Source organism: Cryobacterium sp. TMT1-3, from assembly GCF_004402315.1.
Classification (GTDB): domain Bacteria; phylum Actinomycetota; class Actinomycetes; order Actinomycetales; family Microbacteriaceae; genus Cryobacterium; species Cryobacterium luteum.
Window position 1 is genome coordinate 23,410 of sequence record NZ_SOFW01000023.1, and the last position, 26,289, is coordinate 49,698.

A 26,289-nucleotide genomic window follows, 5' to 3' on the forward strand; every position below is an offset into this window, starting at 1 on the left:
CCTCAACCCGGCGCTGGGGTGTGACTTTCGACCCAAAAATCACGAAGAATGGGCTCAAACTCACACGTCGGTGAGCCGCGGTGAACGCAAGGATGTCTGCGAAACGCGAGCGGGCAGCATCCGTTAATGGCGCAGTGAATGCAAGTAACTGACTGGAGGCGATGGCCGCAGTCACCGCCTCCAGAGATCAGCCATATACGAGACTGAGCGTTCTACCTACTATGCGGCACCATCGAACATCGAAGTGACCGAACCCTCGTCGAAGACCTCATGGATGGCGCGGGCCAGCAGCGGGGCAATCGGAAGCACGGTGAGGGTCGGAAAGCGCTTCTCCGGCGGGATCGGCAGCGTGTCGGTGACGACAACGGCGCTGATCGCGGGGTTCTGCAGCATGTCGACCGCAGGGTCGCTGAACACGGCGTGAGTAGCGGCGACGACGACACCGATGGCGCCGGCCTCACGCAGGGCCTCTGCGGCCAGGGCGATGGTACGACCGGTGTCGATCATGTCGTCGACAAGCAGGCAGACGCGACCCTTGACCTGACCGACGATCTCGTGCACGGAGACCCGGTTGGGCACCAGCGGGTCGCGACGCTTGTGAATGATGGCCAGCGGAACACCGAGGCGGTCACTCCAGATGTCGGCGACGCGCACCCGGCCCATGTCGGGCGAGACTACGGTGAGGGTGGACGGGTCGAGCCGCGCCCGGAAGTGCTCGAGCAGCACCGGCATCGCGAACAGGTGGTCGACCGGACCGTCGAAAAAGCCCTGAATCTGGGCGGCGTGCAGGTCGATCGACATGATTCGATCGGCACCGGCAACTTTGAACAGGTCAGCGACGAGGCGCGCCGAGATCGGCTCGCGGCCGCGACCCTTTTTGTCCTGCCGGGCGTAGGGGTAGAACGGCGCGACCACGGTAATGCGCTTGGCGGATGCCCGCTTGAGTGCGTCCACCATGATGAGCTGTTCCATCAGCCATTCATTGATCGGCGCGGTGTGGGATTGGATGACGAAGGCATCCGAGCCGCGCACACTCTCGTCGAACCTGGCGTACAGTTCGCCGTTGGCGAAGGTGCGTGCGTCGGTGTGGAGCAGCTCTGAACCAAGCTCCGTGGCGATGTCGAGAGCGAGCTGCGGGTGTGCTCGCCCCGAAACCAGTACTAATCGTTTGTCGCCGCTGGTCTTGATTTCCGACACCTATTCTCCAGTCTTCGTGCTGTCCACGCGTTCTGTGCTGCTCAGGCTGGCGTCCGCGGCGAGAGCCGCGGCCGTGCCCGGACGGTTGGCGTGAACCCAGCCGTCCATGTTGCGCTGCGGGGCCACATTGATGGCCAGTGCGCCGGCCGGAACGCTCTTTCGAACGACCGTGCCTGCCCCCGTGTACGCGCCCGAACCAATTGTAATCGGCGCGACAAACACGTTGTGTGAGCCGGTGCGCACGTGCGACCCGATCTCAGAGTGGTGTTTGGCCACGCCGTCATAATTGGCGAAGATTGTTCCGGCCCCGATGTTCGACCCCACACCGATCGTGGCATCGCCCACATAGCTCAGGTGCGGCACCTTGCTGCCGGCGCCGATCTGGGCGTTCTTGGTCTCGACGAAGGCGCCGATCTTGCCGTCGGCGCCGAGCACGGTGTTCGGCCGCAGGTAGGAGAACGGACCAACGGATGCGCCGGCCTCGATCACCGCGAGGGTCGCGTCGGTGCGATTCACTCGGGCGTTCTCGCCGATCTCGCAGTCACGCAGGGTGGTATCCGGGCCGATGATGGCGCCGGTCGCCACGACGGTGGCCCCGACGATCTGGGTGCCGGGCAGCAGGGTGACGTCGGGCGCGAGCACGGCTTTCAGGTCGATCCAGGTGGTGGCCGGGTCCTGCACTGTCACTCCGGCCAGCTGCCAGCCACGCACGATCAGGGCGTTGAGCTTCTGCGCGGTGTCGCCGAGCTGGGCACGGTCGTTGATGCCCGCCACGATCCAGGCGTCGGCGACGGGAACGGCGCTCACCTCGGAGCCGGCCCGGCGCAGCAGTTCGATCACATCGGTGAGGTACTTCTCGCCCTGCGCGTTGGCGGTGGTCAGCTCGGCGAGCTGCTCACGCAGCGCGGCCAGGCCGAACAGGTAGACGCCGGCGTTGATCTCGGTAACGGCCAATTCGGCATCCGTTGCATCTTTCTGCTCGACGATGCGGTCGAACGCACCCTCCACAGACCGGATGATGCGGCCATAGCCGGTCGCGTCGTCGGGGTAGGCGGAGAGCACGGTACCCGCAGCGGCGCCCTGGCGGTGCGAGGCAATGAAGGAGGCGAGCGTGGCGGCGTTCAGCAGCGGCACGTCACCGTTGATGACCAGCACGTCTCCGTCGAAATCGGCGGGCAGCGCGGCGACGGCCTGTTCAACGGCGCGGCCGGTTCCGGGGATCTCGTCTTGATCGACGATGGTGCTCTCCGGCAGGTTCTCGGCCACGACCGCAGCGAGCAGGTCGCGTTCGTGCCGCACGACGGTCACGACGTGGGCGGCATCGAGGGCGCGCGCGGTCGCCAGCACGTGACTGACGATCGGCACTCCGGCCAGCGGATGCAGCAGCTTGGGCAGGCTGGACTTCATGCGGGTGCCCTGGCCGGCGGCCAGCACAATGATGGCGAGGCGGGCGTCTGTCACAGGATTCCTAACGCAGTTGGGAGAGAAAATGAGGGCTCCGCCACCAGGATTCGAACCTGGACCGAACAACTCCAAAGGTTGCCGTGCTGCCGTTACACTATGGCGGACCATGCTGACCGGAGCCAGCAACCTGTCAAGTCTGCCAGATTCTTGGCGGCGGCATGCACCGACCGGCCCTCTCCCGGGGTCCTCGGCGAAGAAACTCCCCGGTAGACGGGATAATGGAGCAATGCCTGGCCATGATGAAGTCGACCGAATCGTCGATTCATGGCTGCGCGAACGCCCTGATCTTGATTTTGCACCGTTGCAGGTGCTCAGCAGGGTCGCCCGGTTGTCGAAACACCTCGACCGGGCCCGCCGCACCGCCTTCTCCCGCTCCGAACTCGCATCGTGGGAGTTCGACGTGCTCTCGGCACTGCGCCGGGCCGGCACCCCGTACGAGCTGAGCCCGAAGGCCCTATTGCAGCAAACCCTCGTCTCGAGCGGCACCATGACGAACCGCATCGACCGGCTCGTCGACCGGGGTCTGGTGAAGCGTCGCTCTGCACCCAATGACGGCCGCGGCATCCTGGTGGGCATGACCCCCGCCGGCCTCACCCGAGTGGATGCCGCCATCACCAGGCTGGTCGACGCCGAAGCCGACCTGCTCGACACCCTCTCCGCCACCGATCAGGAACGGCTGGCCGGCCTGCTGCGAAAGCTCAGCCTCGACTTCGACTGAGACCCGACACAAGCTAGCGGCGCAGGGCCTTGCGGGCGAGATAGTTGCCGAAGAACTGCACGACCTGCACAAGCACGATAATGATCAGCACGGCGGCCCAGGTGACGACCGGTTCGTACTGCCGGTAGCCGTACAACAGGGCGAAGTTACCGAGCCCGCCGCCGCCGACGTAGCCGGCGACTGCCGACATGTCCACGAGCGCCACGAAGATGAACGTGTAGCCGAGAATGAGCGGTCCGAGCGCTTCGGGCAGCAGCACCGTGAAGATGATCCGAATCGGTCCGGCGCCGACGCTGCGGGCCGCGTCGATCACACCAGGGGTCACGGTGAGCAGATTCTGCTCCACGATGCGGGCCATCGCGAAGGAGGCGGCGAGGGCGATCGTGAAGATGATCGCGTTATTGCCGATACCGCTGCCGGTGACCACTCGAGCCAGCGGCTGCGCCGCCGCGAGAAAGATGATGAACGGAATCGGGCGAATGAAGTTCACCAGCAGGTTGAGCACGACGAACAGGGGCTTGTTCTCGAGGACGCTGCCGGCGCGGGTGACGTACAGTCCCAGGCCCACCAGCAGGCCGCCGAGGCCGCCGAAGAACAGGGTGAGCGCGACGATGTAGAGGGTCTCGTAGGTGGCCGTCCACAGTTCGGGCAGCAGATCGATCAGGGCATCCATCAGCGCACCTCCGTGACGGTCGTGAGCATTCGAATGTGATCGAGCACGCGGTCGATGACCGGGTCATCGCCGGTAAGGGCGAGGGTGAGATGACCGAACGGGCGACCCTGAATCTCGTTGATGCCGCCGTAGACCACCTCGAACGCCACGTTTGCGGCCGACAGTTCGCCGAAGACGGCCTTCTGGTCGACCGCGCTGTCGCGAAACGTCAGCGTCACGATGCGTCCGGCGTGCCGCTCGCGCAGCACGGCAAGTTCGGCCGCAGACGGCACCCCCTTGACCACGGTCGAGACGAATCGAGCGGATGCCGCTGCCTGCGGGTTCGAGAACACCTCGAAGACCGGTCCGCGCTCGATCACCCGGCCCTGGTCCATCACGGCGACCTTGGTGGCGATGGTCTGGATCACGTCCATCTCGTGGGTGATCACGATGATGGTCACCCCGAATTCCGCGTTCACCCTTTTCAGCAGGGCGAGGACCTCGTGCGTGGTTTCCGGGTCGAGCGCGCTCGTGGCCTCGTCGGCGAGCAGGATGCTCGGCTGGGTCGCGAGCGCGCGGGCGATGCCCACGCGCTGCTTCTGGCCGCCGGAGAGCTGGTCGGGATACGACCCGGCCTTGTCGCTGAGACCGACGAAGTCGAGCAGTTCGGCCACTCGGGCGGCGCGCTGCTCCTTGGGATACCCGGCCACTTCGAGCGGGTAGGCCACGTTCCGGGCCACCGTGCGCGAGCCGAGCAGGTTGAACTGTTGAAAGATCATGCCGATGCCGAGGCGCACCCGGCGCAGCTCTCGCTCGCGCAACGCGGCGATGTTCTGCCCGTTCACCCAGATCTCGCCGGAGGTAGACCGCTCCAAAGCGTTGACGAGTCGCACCAGGGTGCTCTTTCCCGCGCCGGAATAGCCGATGATGCCATAAATATCGCCAGCCTCAACGTCAAGACTCACGTCATCGATCGCCGTGACGCTCGCGCCGTCCCTGGCCGTGGGCGGGTACACCTTACCCACATTGCGCAGACTGACTACAGCCATCCGTTTACCTCGCTCAATAACCGGATGACTACTCGGCGGCCTGGATCTCGGCCTGAATGTCGGCGAGGGACTTCTTGAGGTCGGTGACCGGGGTGGTCAGCATCACCGCGGTGTCGCCGCTCACGGCGAAGACGCCGTCCTGCACGTCCTTGGTGGTCTGGAAGATCTCGACGAGCTTCTGGAACGTCTCGTTGTTCTTGTCTTCGTCGCGGGCGGCGAAGATGTTCGCGTAGGGCAGGGCCTTGGGGTCGGCAGCATCATCGGTAGCGATGGCGTCGTCGAACTTGAGTCCGGCTTTCTCGGCGAAGTCGTTGTTGATGATCGCGGCGGCGACGTCGGGCAACGAACTCGCGGTGAGTGAGGCTTCGAGGGCCGTGACCTTCACCTTGGAGGCCTCTTCATCGATGTCGTCGATGCTGGAGTAGATGGTACCGCCGTCGGTCAGCTCGATGAGCCCCTCGGACTGCAGCAGCACGAGTGCGCGGGCCTGGTTGCTGTCGTCGTCGGGCACGGCGACGGTGTCGCCCGCCACGATATCGTCGACATCGCTGTACTCGGAGGAGTACAGGGCGATCGGATAAATGGCCGTAGCACCGATCGGGGCCAGGTTTTCGTTGCTCGCCTCGTTGTACTCGGCCAGGTAGACGATGTGCTGGAACTGGTTGAGGTCGACCTCGCCGGCGGCGAGGGCCGGGTTCACCTGCGGGTACTGCGCGAAGTCGACGATCTCGATCTCGATGCCCTCGGCCGCGGCGGCTTCGGTGTACACCGCCCAGTAGGGGTCGCTGGCGCCGACGACGCCAATCTTGATGGCGTCACCGTCGGTGCCGGTGGCGGGGCCGTCAGCGGATCCTGAGGCTCCGGCGCAGCCGGCCAGCAGGGCGACGAGCGGGAGCACGGCGAGTGCGGCGAGGACGTTCTTCTTTTTCACGATAATTCCTTCGGGCGATCTGGGTTCCGGTTGCTCCGGGGCACACTGCCATGACCGGTCAAACCAGAAGGCTGCGCCCACGAGGAGCTTTGTACCGCGGCTGCGCAGGTACCCCTTAACGATACGTGCCGAAGCTGCGACGCGTGGCCTGCCCCGACACACTACGTCACAGCTTCTTTCAAATCAGCCCTCGATCAGCTCGGTAAGTTCGACCCAGCGGGTTTCCAGCGTGGCGATGGTCTCTTCGAGTTCGGTCAGTTTCACTCCCAGCTCGCCCAGCCCGGTAAAGTCGGACTGATCGTGCGCGGCGAGCTTCTCGTGCTTCTGCGCGATGCGTTCCTGCAGTTTGACCACCTTGCGGTCGATCGAGCCGAGCTCCTTCTGGGCATTGCGCAGTTCGGCCCCGCCGAGGCTGGGGATCTTCTTGGGCTTGCCGGCGGCATCCGTTGGCGTTGCGGCGGCCGGGCCGGCGACGGCCTTGCGACGCACTTCGAGGTACTGGTCGACGCCGCCGGGCAGGTGGCGAAAGCCGCCGTCCATGACCGCGTACTGGTTGTCGGTGACGCGCTCGATCAGGTACCGGTCGTGCGAGACGACGAGCAGGGTGCCCGGGAAGGAGTCGAGCAGGTCTTCCATGGCGGCGAGCATGTCGGTGTCGAGGTCGTTGGTGGGCTCGTCGAGGATGAGCACATTGGGCTCGCTGAGCACGATCAACAGCAGCTGCAGGCGGCGCTTCTGGCCACCGGAAAGGTCTTTCACCTGGGTGGTGAGCTGGGCGCTCAAGAAGCCCATGCGTTCGAGCATCTGGCCGGGCGTGATCTCCTTACCGCCGGCCATGTAGCTGGTCTTCTGGCGGCCGATGACGTCGCTCACGCGGTCGTTGCGGATCTCGTCGAGTTCGAACAGCTGCTGGGTGAGCACGGCGACCTTGATGGTCTTGCCACGTTTGACGTGACCGGTCGTCGGCTGGAGGGTGCCGGCGACGAGGTTCAGCAGGGTGGACTTGCCGGCACCGTTGACGCCCATGATGCCGGTGCGCTCCCCCGGCGCGATGCGCCAGGTGATGTCGTTCAGCACGGTCTTGTCGCCGAACTTCACGCCGATATCGATGAGGTCGACGACGTCCTTGCCGAGGCGCTGCATCGCCATCGACTGCATCGTGACGGTGTCGCGGGGCGGCGGCTCGTTCTCGATCAGCACGTTCGCGGCGTCGATGCGGAACTTGGGCTTGGCGGTGCGGGCCGGGGCGCCGCGGCGCAGCCAGGCCAGTTCCTTCTTCATCAGGTTCTGACGCTTGGACTCGACCACGGAACTCATGCGGTCGCGTTCGACGCGCTGCAGGATGTAGGCGGCGTAGCCTCCCTCGAACGGTTCGATCAGGCGGTCGTGCACCTCCCAGGTGATGTTGCAGACCTCGTCGAGGAACCACCGGTCGTGGGTGACGACCACGAGTCCGCCCGACTGCGCGGCCCAGCGGGTCTTGAGGTGGCCGGCGAGCCAGGAGATGCCCTCCACGTCAAGGTGGTTGGTGGGCTCGTCGAGGAAAATGCAGTCGTAATCGCCGATGAGCACGGCGGCGAGGGCCACCCGGCGGCGCTGTCCACCGGAGAGGTCGTCGACGAGGGCGTCCCAGGGGATGTCGCGCACGAGGCCGCCGATGACATCGCGCACCTTGGCGTCGCCCGCCCAGACGTGTTCTTCGATGCCGCCGACGATGGTGTGGCCGACGGTCTGGCCGGAGGCGAGGTCGTCGGACTGATCGAGCATGCCGATGGTGACGCCGCGACGACGGGTGACGCGGCCCTCGTCGGGTTCCATCCGGCCGGCCAGCAGACGCATGAGGGTGGACTTGCCGTCGCCGTTCTTGCCGACGACACCGATGCGGTCGCCTTCGTTGAGGCCGGCGGTGACGCTGTCGAAGATGACGCGGGTGGGAAATTCGAGGTGCAGGGACTCAGCCCCGAGAAGATGTGCCATAGCCTCCGAGTTTACGGCACGCTTCTAGATCAGGCGGGCGCCGTGCACGGGGCCGGTGGCGCGCACGACCGTGAGGCGACTGGCGGAGAGCGCGACCTGCAGTTCGAGCGCGCTGTCGGCATCCGCAACCAGGAAAGCGACGGTCGGGCCGGAGCCGGAGAGGATGCCGGCGAGGGCGCCGTTCTGTTCGCCGAGCTGCAGCACCTTACCGAGGCCCGGCGCGAGGTGGAGTGCGGGGGCCTGCAGGTCGTTGTGCAGAACGTCGGCGAGCATGTGCGGGTCGCCGGCGCGCAACGCCTGCAGCACGTTGGCGTCGACGCTGGGCTGATGCTCGGCCGGGAAGATGTCCTGCGCGTGACGATCGCGGTGCCGGTCGAGTTCCTGGTACACACCGGGCGTCGACATGCCGAAGTCGGCGAGGGCGAGCACCCATTGAAACTTGCCCTTGGCCAGGGCCGGGCTGAGTTGGTCGCCGCGTCCGGTACCGATGGCGGTGCCGCCGGTGAAGGAGAACGGAACGTCGGCGCCGAGAGTCGCAGCGAGGGCGAGGAGTTCGTCTTTGGTGGCACTCGTGCCCCAGAGCGCGTCGCAGGCGAGCAGGGTGGCTGCCGCGTCGGCGGAGCCGCCGCCCATTCCGCCGGCGATCGGCACGTTCTTCTCGATCTCGAGGTGCACGCCGCCACGGTAGCCGGCCTTCCGCGCGAGGGCACGGGCCGCCTTGATCGCAAGGTTGCTGCCGCCGGTCGCAAGCGCCGAGGTGTCGATGCTGCCGCTGAACTCGACCGAAAAGTCGTTGGCCGCAGTCGCCCGCACCTCTTCGAACAGGGACACAGCCTGGTAGGCGGTCGCGAGGTCGTGATAGCCGTCTTCCATGACGGCACCGACCTTGAGGAAGACGTTGATTTTGCCGGGCGCCCGCGCGTGCACAACGGTGGTGGCGGCGGTCGTCCTCATGCTGTTAACTTAGCCCAGCCCGTCGGACCCAACGGACAGCGCGGGTCAGGCCGGCGCCCAGACGCGGGCGATGGCGAGAAAATCGTGCACGGTCAGCTGCTCGCCTCGCGTCGTCGGGTCGATGCCCGCCGCCGTCATGACAGCGGATGCCGCCGTCGAGTCCCCGAGAACGACCGACAGCGACTGGCGCAGCATCTTGCGCCGCTGTTGAAACGCGGCGTCGACGAGCGCGAAGGTCTTCAGCCGCAGCTCTTCGGATTCCAGCGGCTGGGGCCGCCGGTCGAAGGCGATGAGGATGGAGTCGACGTTCGGAACCGGCCAGAACACCTGGCGGCTGACCTTGCCGGCGGTGCGAAATTCGCCGTACCAGGCCGCTTTCACGCTCGGGCTGCCGTAGATCTTGTTTCCGGGCGGGGCGGCGAGGCGTTCGCCGACCTCGGCCTGCACCATGACGACACCGGCGCGAATCGACGCGAAGTGTTCAAGCAGGTAGAGCAGCACCGGCACCGAGACGTTGTAGGGCAGGTTGGCCACGAGACGGGTGGGGTCCCCGGGCAGCTCGGTGATTTTCAGGGCGTCGGCGCGGATGACCGTGAGCCGGGCGCCGGGCTGCATCAGTTCGACGGTGAGCGGCAGCTGCTCGGCGAGGCGGTCGTCGATTTCGACGGCGACGACGCTCGCACCGACCTCGAGCATGCCGAGGGTGAGCGAGCCGAGGCCAGGACCAACCTCGACGACGGTGTCACCGGGCGCTACTCGGGCGACCTTGACGATGCGCCGTACGGTATTGCCGTCGATGACGAAGTTCTGACCGAGCTTCTTGGTGGGGTTGACGCCGAGCATCTCGGCGAGGTCGCGAATTTCGGCCGGACCGAGCAGCGTTTTAACGGGTTTGACCGCGTCCGCCGCCTCGTCGGTCATGCGAGCCCGCCGCGGGGGGCCTGCTCGGGACGGGCATCGTCATCCGAGCCGGCGAAGGCGGCGGTGACCGGTTCGGCGTCCCAGCGGCCGTAGACCAGCTCGGTGTTGGCGGTGATTTGGGCGGAGAGCAGGGAGACATCCGTTTCGAGGTGGGCGGCCATGCCGCGCAGCGTGTTGGGCAGCAGGTACGGTGCGTTGGGGCGGCCGCGGTAGGGCAGCGGAGTGAGGAACGGGGCATCCGTTTCAACCAGCAGCAGGTTGCGCGGGGCGGCCGACAGGGCGTCGCGCAGCCTGGCGGCGTTGTTGAAGGTGACGTTGCCGGCGAAGGACATATACCAGCCATGATCGGCGCACAGCCTGGCCATGTCGGCGTCGCCGGAGAAGCAGTGGAAGACAGTGCGTTCGGGGGCACCGACCCGAAGCAGGGTGTCGATCACGGCTTCATGGGCGTCGCGGTCGTGGATCTGCAGGGCGAGGCCCCGCTCCTTGGCGATGCGGATGTGCGCTTCGAACGAACGAAACTGGGCGGCGCGGCCGTTCTCGGGGGTGCGAAAGAAATCGAGTCCGGTCTCGCCGACCGCAACGACGCGCGGCTGCCCGGCGAGTTCGTGGATGGCGGCGAGGGCGTCGTCGAGGGTTCCGGCTTCTTCGAGCGCTGGCGCCTCGTTGGGGTGGATCGCGACGGCGGCGAGCATGCGCGGCTCGATCAGGGCTGCGGCGGCCGACCAGCGTGAGGTTTCAACGTCGCCGCCGACCTGGATCACACCGCGCACACCGACGCTCGAGGCGCGGTCGAGCTGTTCCCGATAGCTGAGCGGATGCTCACCGTCGCTGATCTCAAGATGGGTGTGGTTGTCGTAGACGGGAACCGTGAGCGGCTCCGGCAGCGGCGGATAGCTCAGGTCGCGGCCCCGGGTGTTCTCCCGTTTGCGAATGGCGCTGCCGTAGCCATCGACACCGCCGCCAAGAACGGACAGGTCGTTAGGCATCGGCCGGCTCCACGATCGATTCGATGCGCGGGAACAACGGTTCGAGCGCGTTCACCTGGACGCCGCCGGTCCATTCCCAGGCCCGGTCGACACGCTGGTCGGCGAGGGCGCCGTCGCCGCCGAGGGCGGTCCAGAGCTTGCCGGTGGCAACCGGAATGACCGGGGACAGCAGCACCGCCAGGGTGCCCAGGCCGCGCACCGCGGTATAGAGCACGGTGCCGAGACGGTCACGGCTTTCGGGGTTTTTGGCGAGCGCCCACGGCTCCTGCAGGGTGATGTAGCCGTTGAGCTCGTCGACGAGCTGCCACACCTCGCTGAGAGCGTCGTGGATGGCGAGTTTGTCGATGGCCGCGGCCGCGGCATCCGTCACGCGCTGTTCGGTGGCCTGGATGGCCAGGTCGTCGGCCGTGAACTCAGCCGCAGCGGGCACGACGCCGTCGCAGTACCGCAGGACCATGGCGATCACGCGGGACGCAAGGTTACCGAAGCCGTTAGCGAGCTCGGACTGGTAGCGGGCCGAGAGGTCTTCCCAGCTGAAGGAGCCGTCCTGGCCGAAGCTGATGGCCCGCATGAAGTAGTAGCGAAAAGCGTCGGAGCCGAAGGTGTCGGTGATCTGGCTCGGGGCGATTCCGGTGAGCTTGGACTTGCTCATCTTCTCGCCGCCGACGAGCAGCCAGCCGTGGCCGAAGACCTGCTTGGGCACCGCGATGCCGGCGGCCATGAGCATGGCCGGCCAGATGACCGCGTGAAAGCGCAGAATATCCTTGCCGACGATGTGCGTGGCGGGCCAGCGGCTGGCGAACTCCTCATCGTTCTGGCCGTAGCCGGCCGCAGTGATGTAGTTGAGCAGCGCGTCGAACCAGACGTAGACGACGTGCGATTCGTCCCACGGCACCTTGATGCCCCAGTCGAAGCTCGACCGGGAGATTGACAGGTCGGAGAGGCCGCGCTTGACGAAGGACATGACCTCGTTGCGAGCTGTTTCCGGCTGCACGAAGTTGGGGTTCTCCTCATAGAGGGCAAGCAATCGGTCGGCGAAGGCGCTCATCTTGAAGAAATAGTTCTTCTCGTGCAGCAGCTCGACCGGCTTGGAGTGGATAGCGCAGACGAGCTGGCCGGTGTATTCGCCGGCGCCGTCGACGAGGTCGCTGGTCTGCTTGTATTCCTCACAGCCGACGCAGTAGTAGCCCTCGTACTCGCCGGTGTAGATGTGGCCCTCATCGTGCAGGTGCTGCAGAAACTTCTGCGCATTCACCTCGTGGCGTTCATCGGTGGTGCGAATGAAGTCGTCGTTGGCGATGTTGACGGTTTCCAGCAGCGGCTTCCACGCGGTCTCGACCAGACGGTCGGCCCATTCCTTGGGCGTGACGCCGTTGGCGATCGCGGTACGCAGAATCTTCTGGCCGTGTTCGTCGGTGCCGGTAAGCAGCCAGGCGTCATCGCCGGACTGCCGGTGCCAGCGCGCGAGCACGTCGGCCGCCACCTCGGTGTAGGCGTGCCCGATGTGCGGCACATCATTCACGTAGAAAATGGGCGTGGTGATGTAGAAAGAGCCTGCGGACATGCGTTCATCTTATGCGGCGAGCGGCGAGCGTCTCGCCCGGCTACGCGCTGATCAGCCGAAGTCTCAACCGAGGGGAAAGGCCGAACGGTCGGGTTTCGGCGTCGGAGCACCGGTCTTGGCCTGCAGCGCGTGCTCGTACAGTTCGCGCTTGCCGAGGCCGCTGGCTGCCGACACGTCGGCAGCAGCCTCCTTCAAACGGATGCCGCCGGCGACCAGATCGAGTACCTCAGCCACGCCCATGGCCAGGTCCAGAACCCGCACCTGGGCGCCCGCGACGACGATGCAGATCTCGCCGCGCACCCCGGCCGCCGCCCACTCGGCCAGCTCTGCTGCGGTACCGCGTTTGACCTCTTCGAAGAACTTGGTCAGTTCCCGGCAGACCACGACTCGGCGGTCGGCGCCGAGCGTGGCGGCGAGGTCGAGAAGCGAATCGGCCAGTCGGTTGGGCGATTCGAAGAACACCATGGTGCGGCGTTCGGCGGCGAGGTCGCGCAGCAGCTTGACCCGTTCGCCGTGCTTACGCGGCAGGAACCCTTCGAAGGTGAACCGGTCGGTCGGCAGCCCGGAGACAGCGAGGGCGGTTAGCACGGCGGACGGGCCGGGCAGGGCGGTGACCTGCACGCCGGCCGCCACCGCGGCATCCACCAGGTGAAAGCCGGGGTCGGAGACGGTCGGCATTCCGGCGTCGCTCAGCACGAGAATGTCCACGTCACGGGCCAGTTCAACCAGTTCGGTCGCTTTGCCACGTTCGTTGTGGTCGTGCAGGGCGATGAGTTTGGGCCGGTTCTCAATGCCGAGGGCCTTGAGCAGGTGCACGGTGACGCGGGTGTCCTCGGCGGCCACGATGGTGATGGTCGTGAGGGTCTCGATCAGGCGCCGGGAGGCGTCGCCGAGGTTTCCGATCGGGGTGGCAGCAAGGATGATCATGGGTCCAGTCTCGCAGTCGCCGCTCAGTACGATGGTCAGGTGCTGGCAACGAGTCGATGGGTTCACGGGAATCGCCGGATGCACTGGATTCGCCGGATGCGCTGGATTCGCCGGATGAACTGGGGCGCGCCCCTCGCCGTGGTTCTGCTGGCCGCCGGATTACGGTTGTGGAACCTCGGTGTGCCGCACGCGCTCGTGTTCGACGAGACCTTCTATGTGAAAGACGCCTGGTCACTCTTCAATAACGGCTACGAATCGACCTGGCCCGCCGATGCCAATGTGCTGTTCGAAGCGGGGCAGACCGACATCTTCACGACGGATCCGTCCTTTGTCGTGCATCCGCCGCTCGGTAAATGGCTCATCGCCCTCGGTATGAATCTGCTCGGCCCCGGCAACCCGTGGGGCTGGCGCCTGGCCACCGTCGTGGTCGGGGTGCTCGCGGTCATCCTCATCATGCTCGTGGCCCGCAAACTGTTCCAGTCGCGTCTGCTCGGGCTGATCGCCGGTTTTCTGCTCGCTATCGACGGCCACGCCATCGTCATGAGCCGCGTGGCCCTGCTGGACAACTTCGTGATGTTCTTCGCGCTGCTCGGTGTCGGCGCTGTGCTGATGGATCGGCAGTGGCACTCGACCCGACTCGCCGGCCGACTGGCCGGTCTGGTCGATCCCGGCTGGGGCCCCACGCTGTGGTGGCGCCCGTGGCTGCTCGCCGCCGGCCTCGCGTTCGGGCTGACCAGCTCGGTGAAATGGTCAGGGATCTACTTTCTGGCTGCGTTCGGCGTCTACCTCGTCGTCGTCGACGCTCTCGCCCGGCGGCGAAACGGTGTCACGTTCTGGGCCAGCGCCGCCATCCTCAAGCAGGCGCCGGCCACGTTCCTCCTTCTCGTGCCCGTCGCCGCCTCGACCTTCCTGGTGTCATGGACGGGGTGGTTCGTCACCCGCGGCGGGTACTACCGGGAGTGGGCCGATTCAACGGGAGCAGCCTGGACCGGGCCGCTCGCCTGGGTCCCCCATACCCTGCAGAGTTTCTGGCATTACCAGGCAGCCGCCTACACCTATCACGTGGGACTGGCCACACCGCATCCGTATCAGGCCAACCCGCTGACCTGGCTGTTCATGATTCGCCCGACCAGCATGTATTACCGCGGTTCCAGTCAGGGCGAATTCGGCTGCCAGTTTCAGAGCTGCTCGGAGGCCATCACCTCCGTGGGCAACCCGCTGATCTGGTGGGCGGCGACGGCCGCACTGTTCTACCTCGTCTACCGGCTCGCCCGCTACCGGGAATGGCGGGTGGGTTTCATTCTGATGGGCATGGTCGCCGGCTATCTGCCGTGGCTGATGTACCTGAACCGCACGGTTTTCCAGTTCTACACCATCGCCTTTGAGCCCTACCTGCTGCTCGGCCTCACCTTCGTTCTGGGTCTGCTGCTGGGGCGAATTCCCGATCAGGCACGACCGCGACGACGGCACTCAGCACATTCGCAGGTGCACCATTCTGGCACCAAGCCACGTGTCGGGACCCTGGCCGCCGTGACCGTCGGCCTGGGAATCGCGCTGGTACTCACGGCATTCTTCTTCCCGGTATGGACCGGAATGCAGACTCCGTTCGTGTTCTGGCAGCTGCACATATGGATGCCAAGTTGGCGATAGATCGGTCAAATACATTCCATTTTTGGCATATAATGACTGGGAAACGCGTGTGAATTGGACACGCTCACGGCGTTCGCGAACGTAGACTGACGCATATCTGCTCCACGAGTAATCGCTCACGTCCCGGCTGAGAAGTCCCGATCCACTAAGGCCTCATGTCGGAAGCATTAGCCGCACCCTCGGTCCGCATCATCAGGACCCGGCCGGGTGGAGATACCAAGAACCCCACAACAGAATATTCCGCACTCCTGCACACCGTGCGTAATCTCGGCCTTCTCGGCCGTCGCACCGGCTTCTACTGGATGGTCTTTTCCATTCTGGTGGTCGCCACCCTCGGCGCTGCGGCCGGTTTCGTTCTGCTCGGTGACACCTGGTACCAGCTGATCATCGCCGCAGCGCTCGGCCTCATCTTCACCCAGTTCGCCTTTTTGGCCCATGAAGCGTCCCACCGTGCCGTGTTCACCTCCGGCAAGGCCAACGACCGTGCCGGCCGTATCCTCGCCAATTTGTTCGTCGGCATCAGCTACGCCTGGTGGATGACCAAGCACAGCCGGCACCACGCCCAGCCGAACGTCATCGGCAAAGACCCCGACATCGAACCCGACTTCATCGTGTTCACCGAGAACGACGCCAAGCAGGTCAGCTGGCTGGGTTCCTTTGTCACGCGCAAACAGGGCTATCTGTTCTTCCCCCTGCTCATGTTCGAAGGCATCAACCTGCACATCCAGGGTTTCAAGACCGTATTCGGCAAGAACAAGGTCAGCGAACGCTGGGTCGAGATCACGATGCTCGTCACCCGCATCACCGCATACTTCGCCGTCATCTTCTACTTTCTGCCGCTCGGCATGGCGTTCGCCTTCATCGGCGTGCAGATGGCCGTGTTCGGTGTCTACATGGGCGCATCCTTCGCCCCCAACCACAAGGGGATGCCGCAGCTTCCGGCCGAAAGCCGCGTCGACTTTCTGCGCCGCCAGGTTCTCACCAGCCGCAACATTCGCGGTGGCAGCTTCATCGACACCTACATGGGCGGCCTCAACTACCAGATCGAGCACCACCTGTTTCCGAACATGGCCCGCCCGCACCTGCGCAAGGCGCAGGAGATCGCCAAGGAATATTGCCTCTCGCACGACGTGAAGTACACCGAGACCGGTGTCTTCGAGAGCTACGGCATCGTCATCGCCTACCTCAACAAGGTCGGCCTGGCGGCACGTGACCCGTTCGACTGCCCTATGGTGCAGCGCTTCCGCACGCACTAGCACCACGCACGTAGGTACAGAAGGCCGTTTCCCCCCGGGGAGGCGGCCTTCCTCGCGTCCCGGGTGCCGTACCATGAGGACCGTGACAGCGTACGTCTCAGCCCTGGACCTGTTCTCCATTGGAATCGGTCCGTCCAGTTCCCACACGGTGGGTCCGATGCGTGCTGCCCGGGTGTTCGCTGAAGATCTCAGGGCAACCGGCCGCCTGGGTGAGGTGCAGCGCATCCGCTGTTCACTGTTTGGATCGCTGGGTTCCACCGGGCTCGGCCACGGTACCCCGGATGCCGTGCTCGCCGGCCTGACCGGCCTCTGCCCGGAAACCTGCGACCCCAACGAGGTGCGCGGTGCCTGGTCGGGCCTCACTGCTGGTGCCACCCTCACCCTGCTCGGCGGCCACAGCATCGCCATCAGCGCGCAGGACGTTCGATTCGAGCCACGCACCCGGCTGCCAGGCCACCCCAACGCGCTCACGCTCACCGCCTGGGCCGGCGACAGTGCGGCGCCTGGTGCCGTCCCCGTGCTCGAGGAGACGTTCTTCTCGATCGGAGGCGGGTTCATCCGCCGGGGCGCCGAACGCTCGAGCGTGCAAACGAGCGTCGTCCAGCCGCTCCCCTACGATTCCAGCGCCGAACTGCTCGCGCTGTGCGACGCCCACAACCTCGCGATCTGCGAGGTCGCCCGTCGCAACGAAGAGGCCATCCACGGCGCCCTGGCGCTCAATGCGGGGCTCGATGCCATCTGGGAGGCCATGCACACCTGTGTGGAGGCGGGACTCACCGGCACGGGAGTACTGCCGGGCGGCCTCAAGGTGAAGCGCCGAGCCGCGGCGGTGCGTATGCGACTGGAAGAATATGACGGCCAGCCGCTGCGCGACCGCGATACCTCCACCGAATGGCTGCACGCCTTCGCGCTCGCGGTGAACGAGGAGAACGCGGCCGGCGGCCGGGTCGTGACCGCGCCGACCAACGGAGCTGCCGGCATCATCCCGGCCGTCGGCCACTATTACCTGCGTTTCGTCCCTGGAGCGGATGCCGCCGGCATCCGTCGATACCTGCTCACGGCCGTCGCGATCGGCTCCCTGGTCAAGGCCAATGCGTCGATCTCCGGGGCCGAGGGTGGCTGCCAGGCCGAGGTGGGCGCCGCCTGCGCGATGGCCTCCGGTGCCCTCTGTGCGGTGCTCGGCGGCACCCCGCGACAGGTCGAGAATGCGGCCGAGATCGCCATGGAACATCATCTCGGGCTCACCTGCGACCCGGTCGGCGGCCTCGTGCAGGTGCCCTGCATCGAGCGCAACGCGATCGCTTCATCGACCGCGGTGTCGGCCGCCCGCCTGGCGCTGCACGGTGATGGAACGCACCTGGTCTCGCTCGACACCGTCATCGAAACGATGCGGCAGACCGGGCTCGACATGATGACGAAGTACAAGGAAACGAGCGAGGGCGGTCTCGCCGTGAACGTCATCGAGTGCTGACCGGCACCCCCGAACAGGGGTAGTCCACATGGTTGGTGCGCCACCGTAGCGGCCTAAGCTGGCTGAACGTGCGCATCGATGCGCGCCTCACTGGAAGGGTCGAACCATTCGCAGCTCACTCGCACGCCGCCCGACAGGCATCATCGTGGCCGCTCTTCTGCTCGTGACCGTGGCTGGCTGCGCCGGCGAACCCGCACCGGCGGTCACGGTGACCGTCACGCCGACCGTCACCCCCACGCCGACACCGAGCCCGACTCCCACTCCGGCACCCGCGCCGGCACCCACCGAGGAAGCGGCGCTCATTCCGAACCCGGCCGTACCCGACCTCGTTCCCAACGCGGAACCGGTGCCGCTGCCGCAGGGACCGGCCGTGGACCTCGGCAGCACCCCCGGGGCTCGCGGCACCACGACCGCTGACGGTGCAGGAGCCCTGCTCACCTACACGGTCGTCGAGGGCGATGCGTTCTTCGACATCGCGCAACGATTCAATGTTCCGGTGCAGCTTATGCTGACCATGAACCCCTCGGTGCCCGGGCTCGGAGAGAACATCTACATCAAACAGATCATCAACCTGGACTGGACCACGACCCGGTAGCCGGCCGTGGGGTTCAGCGGTGCCGTGTGTCGCCGAATGACTCGCACCGGTTCCGATTCCGCCCTGTGTCGGTGGCCCCCGTTAGCCTTGAATCATGAGTTCACCCGTTTTCTCTTCACCCGTCGTGTCCACCCCCGTCGTGTCCACCCAATGGCTGGCCGATCACCTCGGTTCCGACCACCTGGTCATTCTCGACGCCACCGTCTTCGCCCTGGCCCCGTCCACGACCGAGACCGGCGCAGCGGGGCCACGCTACCTCAGCGGGCGTGACGACTACCTCAGCAAGGGCCACATTCCCGGAGCCGTGTTCGCCGACCTCATCGACGTCTTCTCCGACCCCGCCGGTGACTACGATTTCTCCCGGCCGAGCGCTAAGCTGTTCGAGGCGGCCGCGGCATCCGTCGGTATCGACAACAGCACAACCGTTGTCGTCTACGACGCCGTGGTCGGCCAGTGGGCGGCGCGCATCTGGTGGCTGTTCCGTTCGTTCGGCTACGACGATGTCGCCGTGCTCGACGGCGGACTCGCCAAGTGGCACGCCGAGACACGTCCGTTCGCCACCGGCGGCACGCGCCCGCGCGCTGCCGACGGTTTCACCACAACGCCGCGCCCCGAGCTGTGGGTCGACAAGAGTTTCATCGAGTCGATCGTTGCCGGTGAAACGGATGCCGCCCTCGTCTGCTCGGTGCCGCCGGCCGAATTCGCCGGAACAGCCGGCGCACGCCCCCGTGCCGGGCACATTCCCGGCAGCATCAGCCTGCCAGCCGCGGGGCTCGTCGACCCCACCACCAACGCGTTCCTGCGCGGGGACGAGCTCAACCGGGCGATCGCCCCGGCTGTCGCAGCGGTCGGGGCATCCGGTCACCTCGTGACGTACTGCGGCGGCGGTATCGCCGCCGCCGCGAGCGCCCTCGCACTCATCCGCGCCGGCAACGAGCACGTATCGATCTACGACGGCTCGCTCAACGAGTGGGCCGCCGACGCCTCGGCGCCGCTGAGCACGCCCGGCCGGTAGTGCACAGCAGCCGCAAACCCACCGCCCGCTGACACACCGACAGCGGATGACCGCGCCAGATCTGGGCGGCCGCTACGCCGATTACCGTAGCGGCTGCCAAACCAGGCGGGACCACGGGCACGCGGCCGCCTCAGAGCCGGTTCACCCCGGTCACCCGCACGACCGCAGCGCCGAGCTCGTCGGACGCGCCGAGGTTCACGCTCGCGCTGATGCCCCAGTCGTGGTCGCCGGCCGGGTCGTCGAGAATCTGGCGCACCGTCCACTCCTCGGCACCCTCCTCAATCATCAGCAGCTCGGAGCTGCGCGCGTCGCCACCCGTGAGCACCTGATCGTGCTCGGCGAAGTAGCCGTCCATGGCGTCAGCCCAGACATCCGCCGAGTAACCGTGCTCCCGGTCGAGCTCACCGAGCTCGTCGTAATGCTCGAGCGCGGCCAGCTGCACCCGACGGAACAGTTCGTTGCGCACCAAAATGCGAAAGGCCCGCACATTGGTGGTCAGCCGGCGCGGGGGTGGCGGCAGAATGGCGTGGGCTTCGGCCTCGTGCGCGGCGAGGTCGGGATGCAGCAGTTCCTCCCACTCGTCGAGCAGGCTCGAGTCCACCTGGCGCACCAGTTCGCCGAGCCACTCGATGAGGTCAAGCAGGTCTTCGTTCTTGGCTTCGTCGGGGATGGTCTGCCGCGCGGCCCGATAGGCGTCGGACAGGTAGCGCAGCACGACGCCCTCGCTGCGGGCGAGTTTGTAGAACGCGATGAACTCACCGAACGACATGGCCCGCTCGTACATGTCCCGCACGACGGCTTTCGGCCGCAGCTCGAAGTCGGCGATCCACGGCTGGGAGGCCTTATAGGTCTCGAACGTGTAGTTCAGCAGCTCTTCGAGCGGCTTGGGGTGCGTGATCTCCTCGAGCAGCGCCATCCGCTCGTCATATTCGATGCCGTCACGCTTCATCGCGTTCACGGCCTCACCCCTGGCGGCGAATTGCTGCCCCATGAGTACCGGCCGGGGGTCGTCGAGGGTCGACTCCAGAATCGAGATCATGTCGAGCGAGTAGGTGGGCGATTCCGGGTCGAGCAGCTCGAAGGCGGCCAGAGCAAAGGGTGACAGCGGCTGATTCAGCGCAAAGTTCGCCTGCAGGTCAACGGTCAAGCGGATGCTGCCGCTCGCACTCTGCTCCACAATGCCGGCCTCGCGCAGGGTCTTGTAAATGCCCAGCGCACGCCGGGCCAACACCAGCTGGCGGCGCCACGGTTCATGGTTGTCGAACACGAGCGCGTGCACATGAGCGAAGGCGTCGCCGCCGCGTCCGATCACGTTGATCAGCATCGCTGCGGTCATCTGCATGCTCGAAGACAGGGTCTCGGGCTCGGCATCGACCAGCCGACGAAAGCTCGGTTCGCCCCAGGAGACGAAGCCGTCCGGTGCCTTCTTGCGCACGATCTTGCGCTTCTTCTTCGGGTCGTCGCCGGCCTTCTCTATAGCCTTGAGATTGTCGCTTTCATGCTCGGGCGCCTGAATGACCACGGTCCCCGCCGTGTCGTAACCGGCTCGTCCGGCCCGTCCGGCAATCTGGTGGAACTCGCGCACGTTCACCTGACGCATCTTCACGCCGTCATACTTGGTGAGGGCCGTGAACAGCACGGTGCGGATGGGCACGTTGATGCCGACGCCGAGGGTGTCGGTGCCGCAGATCACGCGCAGGTAGCCGCGCTGGGCGAGCTGCTCCACCAGCCGGCGGTATTTCGGCAGCATGCCGGCGTGGTGCACCCCGATACCCATGCGGATGAGCCGCGACAGGGTCTTGCCAAAACTCGTCGTGAACCGAAACTCGCCGATCAGCTCCGCGATGATGTCGCGCTGTTCGCGGGTGGCCACCTTGGCGCTCGCGAGCGCCTGCGCGCGTTCGAGGGCGGCGGCCTGGGAGAAGTGCACGATATACACCGGCGCCTTGTCGGTGTGCAGCAGCTCTTCGACGGTTTCGTGCACCGGCGTCTGCTCGTAGTAGTAGCTCAGCGGAACCGGACGCTCCACCCCGGTGACCACGGCCGTTGGCCGGCCGGTGCGCCGGGTGAGGTCGTCGCTAATGAACGTCACATCGCCGAGGGTGGCTGACATGAGAATGAACTGCACCCGCGGCAACAGCAGCAGCGGCACCTGCCACGCCCAACCGCGGTCGGGGTCGCCGTAGAAGTGAAACTCGTCCATTACGACGAGGTCGACCTCGGTGTCTTCGCCGTTTCGCAGGGCGAGGTTGGCCAGAATTTCGGCGGTGCAGCAGATGATCGGAGCGTCGGCGTTGACGCTCGAGTCGCCGGTCATCATGCCGACGTTCGCGGCACCGAAGGTTTCGACCAGAGCGAAGAACTTCTCGCTCACGAGGGCCTTGATCGGTGCGGTGTAGAAGCTGCGCTTGCCGGCCGAGAGCGCCGCGAAATGCGCGCCGACGGCCACGAGCGACTTGCCGGTTCCGGTGGGGGTGCTCAGAATGAGGTTGGCCCCCGAGACGATCTCGATGACCGCTTCCTCCTGGGCTGGGTAGAGCGTCAGACCCTGCTCGGTGGCCCAGTTTTCGAACGCCTCGAAGAGAACGTCGGGGTCGGTTTCGTTTTCGAGGCGTTCAAGCACAGACATAGTCCCTCAAGACTGCACTACTTCTATAGCTCCCGCCCGCAGAATGGTCCCCCGCGCCTCCCTCCTCCGTGGCCAATTCAGGAAATCCCCTCGGAAAGGTGCTCGAAGGCGGAGTAATCGGTCATTTCAGCGCGGATCTCCTGATTTAGCCACCAAACCCGCGGCCAGAATATGACGGATGTCTGACGAAACCGACCGGGCGCCCTGGCCCGGTGGTAATCCCAGCCGCCGGTTCTAGGCTGGCGAAATGGTCTATGTCACTCCCGACACCGCTGCGAGCGCTTCGCCACGCCGCCCTCGGGCACTCTGGCGGCCGGCAGCCGCCGGTCTCGCCGCCGCGCTGGCCGGTCTCGGCCTGGCCGAATTGGCCGCCGCGTGGCTCGCTCCCGGCGCCAGCCCGGTACTCACCGTCGGCGCCCTCGTCATCGACATTGTTCCGCCCGTCGTCAAGGACTTCGTGATCGGCCTGTTCGGCACGGCCGACAAGATCGTGCTGATCGCGACCATCGTGCTCGTGCTGCTTCTGGTCGCCGCTCTCGCCGGCATCCTCGAGAGCCGACGCCCGCCATTCGGCCGCCTGCTCGTGGTACTCATCGGCGCGATCGCCCTGTTCGCGGCGCTGTCCCGTTCCAGCGCTTCCACCCTCGACGCGGTCCCCGCCGTCGTGGCCATGGGCGTCGCTGCGATTGCGCTGACCTTTCTCACCACCCGGCTGCCCACGAATGCCCCGGCACCGGCTGCGCAAGGCCGCCGTCGTTTTCTGGTCTACACCGGCATCACCGCGGGCGTCGGGCTGCTCGCCCTGGCCGGCGGCCAGCTCAGCGCCGCCGCCACCCGGGCAGCGGATGCCGCACGCGCGCGCTTCACCCTGCCCGCGGCATCCGTTCGGCAGGCCGCGATACCGGCCGGGGCGAGCCTGGACGTGGCGGGCATCACCCCGCTGATCACCCCCAACGCCGACTTCTACCGCATCGACACCGCCCTGAGCGTGCCGCGCATCGACCCGAGCACCTGGCGGCTGCGCATCACCGGGCTGGTCGAGAACGAGGTCGAGATCGACTTCGCCGAATTGCTCGCGCTGCCGCTGGAGGAGAGCACCACCACCCTGGCCTGCGTGTCGAACTATGTCGGCGGCGACCTGATCGGCAACGCCACCTGGCTCGGCTACCCGATTCGCGAGCTGCTGGCCCGCGCCAGGCCCACGAGCGGTGCCGACATGGTGCTCTCCACCAGCCAGGACGGCTTCACGGCCGGCACCCCGATCGAGGCGCTCACCGACGGCCGCAACGCCATCCTCGCCGTCGGCATGAACGGTGAACCGCTCCCCCTCGAGCACGGCTACCCGGTGCGCATGGTCGTGCCCGGCCTGTACGGCTATGTCTCGGCCACGAAATGGGTGGTCGAGCTCAAGCTCACCCGATTCGACCGAGAGCAGGGCTACTGGACTCCGCGCGGCTGGTCCGAACTCGGACCGGTCAAGTTATCTTCGCGCATCGATGTGCCCCGCGAGGGCATCGCCGTTCCTGCAGGCTCGGTCGTCATCGCCGGCGTCGCCTGGTCCCAGCACGTCGGCATCAGCGCCGTCGCCGTGCAGATCGACGACGGTCCCTGGCGAGACGCCACCCTCGCCGACGCCATCTCGGTCGACACCTGGCGTCAGTGGGCGTACACCTGGACCGACGCAAGCGCCGGCGATCACACGGTCAAGGTGCGGGCAACGGATGCCGCCGGCCTCGTTCAGACGTCAGCCACCGCCGACGTCGCCCCCAACGGTGCCACCGGACTGCATGAAATCTCGATGTCTGTCTCGGGCTGACCTGCGTCAGTTGCCCTCGTAGGCGGCGCGCAGCCAGCCGAGCAGCTCAGCGTCGACCTCGGCGAGGCCGGTCACCGACACCTTGTGGGTGCACATTCCGCCGGCCAGGAGCAGGCGGTCGGTGGGGGCGGCATCCGCCAGATTGATGCCCAGCTGCAGGCGTTTGGCGCTGGCCGGTTCGATCAGCGCGAACTGCTTATGGCGTCGAAGCGACACGCTCGCTTTCTTCGGGGCGACCTCGACGTCGGAGCCGAAACGACTCACGGCATCGATCAGCGCATCGTAGAGCGGTCGCAGGCTGGCTTTCGGGCCGGAATACTGCGCGTCCACGAGCGCCGTGTCGGTCTGCGAGACGTCGCGTGCCCGGAACTGCAGCACGATGCCGTTGGCGAAACCGTGGCTGAGCCCATGCTCGGTCTTGAGGTGGTTCATGAGCTCGGTGTGTTTCGCCAGCCCGCTGGCCCCCAGCACGGTGTACCAGTCCGCGAGGCTTCGGCCGGTGTTCTGGGGCAGGTTGTCGATCATCGACTGAGTGGCAGCATCCATGGCACCAGTAAAACACCGTTGAGCGGATGCGGGACACTCACGTCGTCCACCGCTCGGGTGGCGCGCCGGAACGCGGGAGTTCGGCGTGGCTGGAACCCCCGCGTACCGCGCTACGCCGAATTTAGCCGTTGGCGCCGCTCATGTTGATGACACCGTTCACTCCGGCCGGGAAGAACCCACCGGAGCGCACCGGCGCCGCATTGAGGTAGGTGATGTTGAGCACCTGGGCGGCACTGCGGCTGTAGGCCAGGCCGTTGGCGTCGGTCGGCACGAGGTTGGCCCTCGACGCATTGCCGATGCCCTGGTCGAGATCGGCCCTGCCGTCGACGGCGTCGCGCACATCGGAGATGGCTTGTGCGGTCGTGTACACCGAGGGCAGTGCAATTCCGAGCGCGTAGAGCGTGCTGCGGATGACTCCGGCGTGGTAGGCCTCGACCGCGAGCAGGCCGGCGGCCGCCTCCAAAAACGTCTTGTTAGAGATGAGCGGTGCCGCGCCCTTGTAGGCGGTGACTCCGACGTCCTCGAAGATGAACGCACCGAACAGAAAATTCGCCTCGTTCGCGTAGACGTCGAATTTCTGACCCGGCTTGACCAACCCGGCCGCCAGCGCGGCGGCGGTGAAACTCGCGTCGAGGTTGATCTTCGGGCGGGACACGGCGACGCTTCCGAGCGCGGACCGAAGGAAGGCCACGTGGGCCTTTTCATCGGCGGCGATCTCATCGGCGTACTTTTTGATGATTCCGGTCTTGAAGTTCACCATGCGACCACCGGTCACGCCGCCTCGGGTTCCGGTTCCCGTGGTCAGATTGTCGGGCAGCCCACTGCCGGTGGTCGCCCGCAGGTAGAACTCGGCCTCAAGGTATTCGAGGTTGAGGGCGAAGTTCAGAATGGATGCGTCACTCGGCGCGGCGGCCGGGACAGCGGCCGCTTCGGCAGCCAGGGCAGGTCCGCCCGAAGCGAGCACTGCCGCCCCTACTCCGAAACCGGCAACACCGGCGGCCCGCAGAAAGTTTCTCCGGTCCGAGGAATTCTCGGCGCTGCGGTTGATGGCGTTGGTAATGAAACTCTGATCGAACATCCTTGTTCTCCTGTCGTTGGGCGAATATGCCGGGTATGTCGGACGTAACACCGGCAACCTACCCGCGCAAAGCAATCTCCTGAATGACTGGACAAAGTACGTAAGCAAACGATAAGGACCGTGGGAGTCAGAGCAACAGACCGTCGACACCGACCGGGGGCATCCGCCGTGCGGCCCGACGATCGTGCAGCACGGCGATGCCGTAGGCGGCAAAGTAGAGAACCACCATGGGAACGGCGAGCAGGAACATCGACACGACGTCGGCCGCCGGCGTCGCGATCGCGGTGAACAAAATGATGACCAGTATGGCCACCCGCCAGGATTTGATGATGGAGCGGGCGCTGATCACACCGGCAAAGTTCAGCAGCACGATGAACACCGGCAGCACGAACGCTATCCCGATGGCGATCATGAGTTTGAGCACGAAGTCGAAATAGTTCTGCGCATTGATGAGCGCGGCATCTTGTTGCGGCGCAAAACTCGTCATCAGCTCCACCACGTGCGGCAGCACGTACCAGCCGGCCGCGCACCCCGCCAAAAACAGCGGTACGGCCGTGAAGAAGAAACCGAAGGTGTACTGCTTTTCCCGGCGGGTGAGCCCCGGGGTGAGAAAAGCGAAGATCTGGTACAACCACACCGGGCTCGATACGATCAAACCCACGTAGAACGAGATGCGCAGTTTGAGGTCGAAAGCACTCGTGATGTCGGGATAGTTGATTTGCGCGTTGCGGTTCTGGGCGCGCACGATGGCGTAGATGGGTTCACGCAGACCATCCCAGACCAGACTCGAGAGCAGCCAGCCGGCGACCGCGCCGACCAGAATACCGATCGCCGCCAGGAACAGTCGCTTGCGCAGTTCCAGCAGGTGCTGCCCAAGCGACATCGTGCTC

At 65.9% G+C, this 26,289-nt stretch carries 22 protein-coding genes and 1 tRNA gene; 7 read left to right on the plus strand and 16 right to left on the minus strand.

Annotated elements, in window-relative coordinates; genetic code table 11:
* Positions 1-219 precede the first annotated feature (219 nt).
* The 3 genes from E3O25_RS08255 to E3O25_RS08265 all read right to left on the minus strand — a co-directional run bounded on the left by E3O25_RS08255 (position 220) and on the right by E3O25_RS08265 (position 2,765).
* On the minus strand, positions 220-1,197 hold the full coding sequence (locus tag E3O25_RS08255) for a ribose-phosphate diphosphokinase (RefSeq protein WP_092111061.1): 978 nt from the start codon (positions 1,195-1,197) through the stop codon (positions 220-222).
* A complete protein-coding gene (gene glmU / locus E3O25_RS08260; RefSeq protein WP_134360908.1) occupies positions 1,198-2,658 on the minus strand; it encodes a bifunctional UDP-N-acetylglucosamine diphosphorylase/glucosamine-1-phosphate N-acetyltransferase GlmU in 1,461 nt (486 codons plus the stop codon). It lies immediately after the preceding gene.
* A 35-nt stretch (positions 2,659-2,693) separates the two neighbouring features.
* Positions 2,694-2,765, minus strand: a tRNA-Gln gene (locus E3O25_RS08265).
* A 122-nt stretch (positions 2,766-2,887) separates the two neighbouring features.
* Here E3O25_RS08265 and E3O25_RS08270 point away from each other — a divergent pair.
* Positions 2,888-3,379, plus strand: a complete 492-nt coding sequence (locus tag E3O25_RS08270) for a MarR family winged helix-turn-helix transcriptional regulator (protein WP_092111058.1) — start codon at positions 2,888-2,890, stop codon at positions 3,377-3,379.
* 13 nt (positions 3,380-3,392) lie between these two features.
* Here the strand turns inward: E3O25_RS08270 and E3O25_RS08275 are convergent, their stop codons facing one another.
* The 9 genes from E3O25_RS08275 to rsmI all read right to left on the minus strand — a co-directional run bounded on the left by E3O25_RS08275 (position 3,393) and on the right by rsmI (position 13,343).
* A complete protein-coding gene (locus E3O25_RS08275) occupies positions 3,393-4,052 on the minus strand; it encodes a methionine ABC transporter permease (RefSeq protein WP_092111056.1) in 660 nt (219 codons plus the stop codon).
* A complete protein-coding gene (locus E3O25_RS08280; protein ID WP_134360909.1) occupies positions 4,052-5,080 on the minus strand; it encodes a methionine ABC transporter ATP-binding protein in 1,029 nt (342 codons plus the stop codon). The genes E3O25_RS08275 and E3O25_RS08280 overlap by 1 nt, the downstream gene beginning before the upstream one ends.
* Before the next feature lie 28 nt (positions 5,081-5,108).
* Positions 5,109-6,011, minus strand: a complete 903-nt coding sequence (locus E3O25_RS08285) for a MetQ/NlpA family ABC transporter substrate-binding protein (protein ID WP_370448745.1) — start codon at positions 6,009-6,011, stop codon at positions 5,109-5,111.
* Positions 6,012-6,194: 183 nt separating this feature from the next.
* Positions 6,195-7,988, minus strand: coding sequence for an ABC-F family ATP-binding cassette domain-containing protein (locus E3O25_RS08290; protein WP_092111052.1), 1,794 nt, complete (start codon positions 7,986-7,988; stop codon positions 6,195-6,197).
* A gap of 24 nt (positions 7,989-8,012) precedes the next feature.
* Positions 8,013-8,942 carry a 4-(cytidine 5'-diphospho)-2-C-methyl-D-erythritol kinase gene (locus tag E3O25_RS08295; RefSeq protein WP_092111050.1) on the minus strand — a complete coding sequence of 310 codons (930 nt, stop codon included), beginning with the start codon at positions 8,940-8,942 and terminating at the stop codon, positions 8,013-8,015.
* Between the two features lie 45 nt (positions 8,943-8,987).
* Positions 8,988-9,863 carry a 16S rRNA (adenine(1518)-N(6)/adenine(1519)-N(6))-dimethyltransferase RsmA gene (gene rsmA / locus E3O25_RS08300; protein ID WP_134360910.1) on the minus strand — a complete coding sequence of 292 codons (876 nt, stop codon included), beginning with the start codon at positions 9,861-9,863 and terminating at the stop codon, positions 8,988-8,990.
* Complete coding sequence (locus E3O25_RS08305) at positions 9,860-10,852, minus strand: TatD family hydrolase (RefSeq protein WP_134360911.1); 993 nt, start codon at positions 10,850-10,852, stop codon at positions 9,860-9,862. The genes rsmA and E3O25_RS08305 overlap by 4 nt, the downstream gene beginning before the upstream one ends.
* Positions 10,845-12,416 (minus strand): methionine--tRNA ligase, encoded by a 1,572-nt coding sequence (gene metG / locus E3O25_RS08310; RefSeq protein WP_092111045.1) that lies wholly within the window; start codon positions 12,414-12,416, stop codon positions 10,845-10,847. Before metG ends, E3O25_RS08305 begins: the two co-directional genes overlap by 8 nt.
* Positions 12,417-12,479: 63 nt before the next feature.
* Entirely contained in the window at positions 12,480-13,343 is an 864-nt protein-coding gene (rsmI, locus tag E3O25_RS08315; protein ID WP_092111043.1) for a 16S rRNA (cytidine(1402)-2'-O)-methyltransferase, read from the minus strand.
* Between the two features lie 78 nt (positions 13,344-13,421).
* Between rsmI and E3O25_RS08320 the strand changes: the two genes are divergently transcribed.
* The 5 genes from E3O25_RS08320 to E3O25_RS08340 all read left to right on the plus strand — a co-directional run bounded on the left by E3O25_RS08320 (position 13,422) and on the right by E3O25_RS08340 (position 19,330).
* On the plus strand, positions 13,422-14,993 hold the full coding sequence (locus E3O25_RS08320; protein WP_134360912.1) for a dolichyl-phosphate-mannose--protein mannosyltransferase: 1,572 nt from the start codon (positions 13,422-13,424) through the stop codon (positions 14,991-14,993).
* A gap of 155 nt (positions 14,994-15,148) precedes the next feature.
* The gene (locus E3O25_RS08325; RefSeq protein ID WP_092111039.1) at positions 15,149-16,249 is read left to right on the plus strand and encodes an acyl-CoA desaturase; all 1,101 of its coding nucleotides are present in this window, start codon (positions 15,149-15,151) and stop codon (positions 16,247-16,249) included.
* Between the two features lie 82 nt (positions 16,250-16,331).
* Entirely contained in the window at positions 16,332-17,720 is a 1,389-nt protein-coding gene (locus tag E3O25_RS08330) for an L-serine ammonia-lyase (protein ID WP_092111104.1), read from the plus strand.
* A 145-nt stretch (positions 17,721-17,865) separates the two neighbouring features.
* Positions 17,866-18,315, plus strand: a complete 450-nt coding sequence (locus E3O25_RS08335) for a LysM domain-containing protein (RefSeq protein WP_092111038.1) — start codon at positions 17,866-17,868, stop codon at positions 18,313-18,315.
* A 94-nt stretch (positions 18,316-18,409) separates the two neighbouring features.
* A complete protein-coding gene (locus E3O25_RS08340) occupies positions 18,410-19,330 on the plus strand; it encodes a sulfurtransferase (protein ID WP_134360913.1) in 921 nt (306 codons plus the stop codon).
* Positions 19,331-19,460: 130 nt separating this feature from the next.
* Here E3O25_RS08340 and E3O25_RS08345 read toward each other — a convergent pair whose 3' ends face one another.
* Positions 19,461-21,959 carry an RNA helicase gene (locus E3O25_RS08345; protein WP_092111034.1) on the minus strand — a complete coding sequence of 833 codons (2,499 nt, stop codon included), beginning with the start codon at positions 21,957-21,959 and terminating at the stop codon, positions 19,461-19,463.
* Between the two features lie 247 nt (positions 21,960-22,206).
* Here E3O25_RS08345 and E3O25_RS08350 point away from each other — a divergent pair, with 247 nt between their 5' ends.
* Entirely contained in the window at positions 22,207-23,775 is a 1,569-nt protein-coding gene (locus tag E3O25_RS08350) for a molybdopterin-dependent oxidoreductase (RefSeq protein WP_134360914.1), read from the plus strand.
* A 6-nt stretch (positions 23,776-23,781) separates the two neighbouring features.
* Here the strand turns inward: E3O25_RS08350 and E3O25_RS08355 are convergent, their stop codons facing one another.
* From E3O25_RS08355 to tatC, 3 genes are all read right to left on the minus strand, one after another.
* Positions 23,782-24,321 (minus strand): DUF4287 domain-containing protein, encoded by a 540-nt coding sequence (locus tag E3O25_RS08355; protein WP_134360915.1) that lies wholly within the window; start codon positions 24,319-24,321, stop codon positions 23,782-23,784.
* A gap of 121 nt (positions 24,322-24,442) precedes the next feature.
* Positions 24,443-25,399: a ferritin-like domain-containing protein gene (locus tag E3O25_RS08360; RefSeq protein WP_134360916.1), complete on the minus strand. Its 957-nt coding sequence runs from the start codon at positions 25,397-25,399 to the stop codon at positions 24,443-24,445.
* Between the two features lie 127 nt (positions 25,400-25,526).
* The gene (gene tatC / locus E3O25_RS08365; RefSeq protein WP_134360917.1) at positions 25,527-26,282 is read right to left on the minus strand and encodes a twin-arginine translocase subunit TatC; all 756 of its coding nucleotides are present in this window, start codon (positions 26,280-26,282) and stop codon (positions 25,527-25,529) included.
* Positions 26,283-26,289 lie beyond the last annotated feature (7 nt).